Here is a 5,182-nt window from a genome sequence, read left to right as displayed (position 1 = left end):
CCCAGACCGACAGGGTGGTGCTCGTGGCTCGGCCGAAGTCAGCGGCCTCGCTCTGTCCCTGTTGCGGCTGCCAGACGGGTCGCGTCCACAGCCATTACGTGCGACGCTTAAGATCTGCCGTGGCAGGCTCAGGTTGTGTAAATCCGGCTTCACGCGCGACGGTTCCGATGCGCGACTCCGCAATGCCCGCGTCGGATATTCCCGATTCGCTACCGGCAACGGTGCGGCCGACAGCAAGTCGCACAACCCGCCTCGGCGAGAGCCAACTAGCGATCGGCTTTGCGGTCGGCGATGAGCCCTGGCTCGCCCTGTCGCCCAAGCTGGCCATGCCGATCAGCGGCGACACCTTGCTCCGAATCATTCGCTCGGCCCTCTTGCCGGATTTCGTTGCCCAACCGCCGTCGGCATCGACGATTGGGCTTGGCGTCGTGGCCAGCGATATAGAATGATCTCTGCGATCGGGACCGCAATTGCGTGCTTGATCTGCTTCCCGATCGTAACGCCGACAGTGTTGCGAGCTGGCTGAAGCGCTGGCCGGGGATCAAGGTCGTTGCCCGCTATCGTTCGGGACTTTATGCTGATGGCAACACGCTGCGGCGCGCCCGATGCGGTGCAGGTGACGAACCGCTGGTACCTGCTCAACAGTTTGGGTGAAGCCCCGCGCCACGTGGTCGGCCGCCATCGTCACAACGTAGCCGCCGCCGTGCGAATCGTGGCATTCGCGTAACGAGCGAAGACCGGCAGTTCTACGCCGCAGCCCGGCCTTGCACAGTGCCGGCGGATCGATAGGCTGCGCGACGCGAACGCTGGGATGAAATCTGTCGCCTACACGAGCAAAGTTACCCGACATCCGGGATCGCCCAATTTCGGAGGAGGTTCAGACTGTGCGATAAAATGTAGCGGAGCACCCCACCACCGCGGATGTTCCTACATTACGCCTTCGCAGTTCGTAGGATCCTTTCTCAAGCACGGTGAATGCGCTCTCACAGCAGCGCTTGAGCTGTTCGCCATCCCCCCGAGCTGTGATGGATGACAATCTCCTCCCGAACCAATCCTCGAGAATGCCCATTTGGTAGCTTACCGCCCCGTGAGTCATGTTTAATCCTTGAGCTGGCTTCAAGAAACTTGGAAACCCGCTCATGACCTCGAAGACATGAAGTCTTTTCACAATTGTTAACTTGCGCATCTGGTGCGCACCTCCCTACCTATGCTCGCTTGGCATGTGGGGGCCTGCCGCGATGGGCAGCCGTATCGATTTAGCAGACCAACCAGCGCGCCCGTATGAAGCGGGTTGCCGACCGTGACGGATGTATAGGCGTGCTTCAAGCGCGGCACGAAAATATCGTGGACGCTCCATGGACGAACAGGCGACGCAGGGTCCTGAAGCGGGCCGCGCCTATCGCAGCAAGGGCAACACCGCGCAACGTCTTATCGAGGTCGGCGGTGGGCACAACGCTGCCCCAAGTCTCCGGTCTCATGAGTCCTAAGATGAATGATTGAGCGAATATGTAAAATGAGAGCGATCTTGCGCCACCCTCCAACATTGGTAGGGGTACTCCCCTTCCCCGTTTTTTCGGCGGTCGATTGCCGATCGCCACATGGGGCCATTCATCCAGCGGCATCAGAGCCTGGGTGCCTTGTGCAGCGAGATCGAAGCTTTTTATTGCGCATTGCAGGCCCAACTCGCGGTAGTCAAGAGCACAGTGTATCAGGAGTTTCGCATTGTCTCCTCCTACTGTTTAATCCGTACCAGTAGCCGAGCGCTCTGGATCAGGCGCCATCGATCATCTTCAGACATATGGCAATCACCTCACACGCGTAGAGCATGCCATGCCATAGAGCGAAATCGCAGGCTAGCCGGCTGCCGCCTTCGGAACGTCTCCGCGATCATTTGTAGCATCGAATTCCAAACCTCGGGGGAGACTTGACTCGGGATATCATGTCTCCCAGACCAATAGTTGACATACCGCTCCTCGCTCATGGATATCGCTTCGGTGGTAGCAAGATAAATGCAGTTTCCCAGGCCGGGATATTGATTGAGGAGCGCCTCGTAGGTTCCCATCTGACCGATGAGTGCAGTACGCGCCCTTCGTACAGCCGGTGCCATATCGCGTATCCGATTTTCGATTTCGAGTTGGAAGGGATCAGTCTCAAGGTCTGGAAAAACGTGCGCGATTGTGAAGAAGCCGCGAGGCCGTAGGATTCGCATGCTTTCGCGAAGCGCTTCGCTAGCGTTCGTCAAATGGAACGACATGCTGTAGCAAATCCAATCTAGCGAAGCCTCAGCCAGGCCCGTGCATTCTCCCGGCGCATTAATCCAAGATACGGCTGGACAAGTTCGGCCGAGCCTCTGCCCCACCGTAACCATCTGACTATCGGGTTCGACTGCATAGCCTGAAAGCCCCATTTCAGCTAACGGGTAGGCGACCGCGCCCGTACCCGCGCCGATATCCCCGAACACCGGGCTCTCGGTTAGGTGCTTCACCTGGTCAACAAGCATCTGAAGCAGTCGCCGCGAATAGGGTGGGAACGCCGGATAAAACTCTGCTATTTCGGAAAAGCTTCCAAAGGACGGCCTCTTAGCAACTTGCATCTTCTACTCCATCACCTTGACGATTTGGGGGCTGCGAACTTGTTTTGAGGTGGACTTGCGGAAGCTCTCCTTCGCTTCGAATGCGATCTGACGCTGACCCGTCTGCTTTCCTCGATCATTCCATCCATCGCCGCGTGCGAGACATGAACCCGATGGCAGCATCTCACCAACTCGCAAGGAAAGAGTTCAAAGTTTGTGCCAACTTGGCTGATCGAAGCCGAAGAAAGAAGTGTGTGTTTGCTTCAGCTATTTCAGCTGGGAGGCATAGTGGGTGATTGGCCAAACAAGCTTGTGTGCCGGACCGAACAAACCCAACAGCATGTGTCGGCATTCAGGCAATAGCGTAGGCCGGGCTCTCGCCGATACGTGCGAGTATCTACAGGACCACAATGCCTACTCCTTTACGCCGCCAACAGTGATCGTGGCGCTCAACCATGACGAACCCATTTGGGCCGGACGCGTTATCGACGCGGTGTCGGCCGGGAGGACCGTGTGGCTGGCCGACGAGAAAGTCCGCGGCTATCAGGACCGCTACATCCAGTTGGACGCGCAGAACCGCAAGCCGAGATCGTCGATGCGGCCCCGCTGGTGGGCAGGATTTGGATCGAAGAGCCCCGGCGAACCGGCGCATCGCCGATGCGATGATGCAGCGCTCGATCGACACGGTCGAGCGCGACGTGCGCGAAAGCGATCTGCCGGCAGCCGTGCATCACCAGATGATCTCAAGCACGCTCGAGCTTGGAGGCTCGTGCACCCTTTCTGCTCTAGCTCTGCGTGTGGCGATCGCATCGAGCCGCCGCCCCGATGTGAACCGACCGGCCGATTCCGCCATCGACGAACGTCAACCTCGAGCTGTTCCGCGTACCGCATCGGCGATCTGCCGCAAGCGGCAGCATGGCTTCGGCCGGCCGCTCCGGAAGGCGACCAAGCAGACTTGGGATCTCGAGGCCCGTACAGAAAAGAAACAAGTTTGTCGATGCGATGAATGATGCCGCCGTTAACATGGGTTCGCGTCCGTCGGCGCGTGAACACCGCCTCGGCCGACTCAGGCATGATCAAAGCTCCGCAGCTTGAGCAACGCTCTTTTCTTCTCCGATTTGGCGCGTCGCCACGAGCGGAGGCCATCTACTTCGAGCTGCTGCTAGCGGCGGCGCTAAAACGACGCCCTCTACAATGCTCTGCCGCTATTTGATTTGGTAGCTGCCCAAGCTAGTTAGCCTATGGTTTAGCTTGTTTGGGGTCGATCGAGCTACCCCTAAGGAAACAATGACAGCGCAGCACGGAGATGACCTATGAAACTCGCTTACGGATACAAGGCTTTTTGGGAGACCGCCAACAAGAACTACCCCGATCAACTGAGGCGGGGAGGACCTCTTGATATGTATCCCGTGTCAATAAGCACTGTCGTGAATGCTGACCATTCCGACCGCTTTGCAAAGCCATCGGATCGAGGATGGAAGTCGTCTCTTAACTCAAAGATTTTTCCCGAGCGCTCCACAGCTATCGGAGCCTTAGCGCTGACGTACAAAGGGTTAATGTGTCTCAAGACCCCGTTTGATCTGGCTCTGTATACTAGGCTTATTTGGGAACTTCAGCCGAGGACAATTCTAGAACTCGGTTCGCTTCAGGGTGGCAGCGGACTGTGGTTTGCCGATCACATGTCGGTGCTTTGTGAGCACCCAGGTGAAGTACACTCATTTGATCTGCACACCAAGTGTATCCATGAAAATGCAAAGCATGCACTTCTTACCTTTCATCATGTTGACCTTTCAGACGTTGCCGCTTTCAATGAAAAACTGCTGATGAGGCTACCTCATCCATGGCTTGTGATCGACGACGCACACCAACAAATATTTTCGATATTTTCTTACCTGAACCGCTTTCTAGTATCAGGAGATTATTATGTGTTCGAAGACGGTCCTATGCGGGCAGATAAGGGGATTATTGATGGGTTGCAGTTGGTCGAGCAATCAGGATTTTTGATCGATACTTATTACACCGACGCGTTTGGGAGCAATCTTACATGCGCTCCAAATGCATGGCTTCGAAAGTCGTAGGCCTGGATCGATAGGTTGCCGACCTGGAACACCTCGTCTCACTTTGTTGCGTGGTACAGTGTGGGATTGGCTTGCCCATATTGAGCAGCTGGCGTAGCGCAAGCTGCAGAGCTGATGGCCGCCACCGCGTCGCGCCAAAACTGAACATTGCGTTTGAGACCATTCCGATAACGCTCCGCGACGCGGCCACTGATTTCACCATCAACCTGTCGAGTGGAATAAACCTGGCACTCGATTCTGTTGAACCAATAAAGATCGGCAAAGCACCCATGCCAAAAAATGTATGGGGCGCTGTCTCCACGCTGTCAAAATTCACATAGTGTACCGTCGCGGAAATACAAAGTGGCGCGATTCTAGGCGACGGATTCGGCGGCAGCGGGCAAGGGTTGTGAATTTGCATTGTGGCTGGATAAAGCGGTCCATTTTTGACGAGGTCGGCGGTGGAATAGAACGATCCCCAGATGGCGCGTTGGTGATGAGAGCCGGCTCCGCAAATTTGAACATGTCGATAAGTGGAGTTTCTGCCTGACAG

At 56.3% G+C, this 5,182-nt stretch carries 4 protein-coding genes and 2 pseudogenes; 4 read left to right on the top strand and 2 right to left on the bottom strand.

What is annotated here, in order from left to right; translation table 11 throughout:
* Nucleotides 1–449 (top strand): annotated as a pseudogene (locus tag CQ13_RS44955) (hypothetical protein); the annotation flags it as partial.
* Between the two features lie 131 nt (nucleotides 450–580).
* Nucleotides 581–727: a hypothetical protein gene (locus tag CQ13_RS42590; protein WP_156433537.1), complete on the top strand. Its 147-nt coding sequence runs from the start codon at nucleotides 581–583 to the stop codon at nucleotides 725–727.
* A 530-nt stretch (nucleotides 728–1,257) separates the two neighbouring features.
* Here CQ13_RS42590 and CQ13_RS45350 read toward each other — a convergent pair.
* Both CQ13_RS45350 and CQ13_RS47015 read right to left on the bottom strand, forming a co-directional pair.
* Nucleotides 1,258–1,454, bottom strand: a pseudogene (locus tag CQ13_RS45350) (aldehyde dehydrogenase family protein); the annotation flags it as partial.
* A 356-nt stretch (nucleotides 1,455–1,810) separates the two neighbouring features.
* Nucleotides 1,811–2,500 (bottom strand): class I SAM-dependent methyltransferase, encoded by a 690-nt coding sequence (locus tag CQ13_RS47015; RefSeq protein ID WP_430649657.1) that lies wholly within the window; start codon nucleotides 2,498–2,500, stop codon nucleotides 1,811–1,813.
* A gap of 692 nt (nucleotides 2,501–3,192) precedes the next feature.
* Here CQ13_RS47015 and CQ13_RS06265 point away from each other — a divergent pair.
* Nucleotides 3,193–3,582, top strand: a complete 390-nt coding sequence (locus tag CQ13_RS06265; RefSeq protein WP_057842138.1) for a hypothetical protein — start codon at nucleotides 3,193–3,195, stop codon at nucleotides 3,580–3,582.
* A 303-nt stretch (nucleotides 3,583–3,885) separates the two neighbouring features.
* Nucleotides 3,886–4,650, top strand: a complete 765-nt coding sequence (locus CQ13_RS06260) for a CmcI family methyltransferase (protein WP_057842137.1) — start codon at nucleotides 3,886–3,888, stop codon at nucleotides 4,648–4,650.
* Nucleotides 4,651–5,182 lie beyond the last annotated feature (532 nt).

The organism is Bradyrhizobium retamae (assembly GCF_001440415.1).
In the GTDB taxonomy this organism is placed as follows: Bacteria; Pseudomonadota; Alphaproteobacteria; order Rhizobiales; family Xanthobacteraceae; genus Bradyrhizobium; species Bradyrhizobium retamae.
The sequence above is the reverse complement of the archived record's forward strand: the minus strand, read 5'-3'. Positions and strand labels throughout refer to the sequence as shown.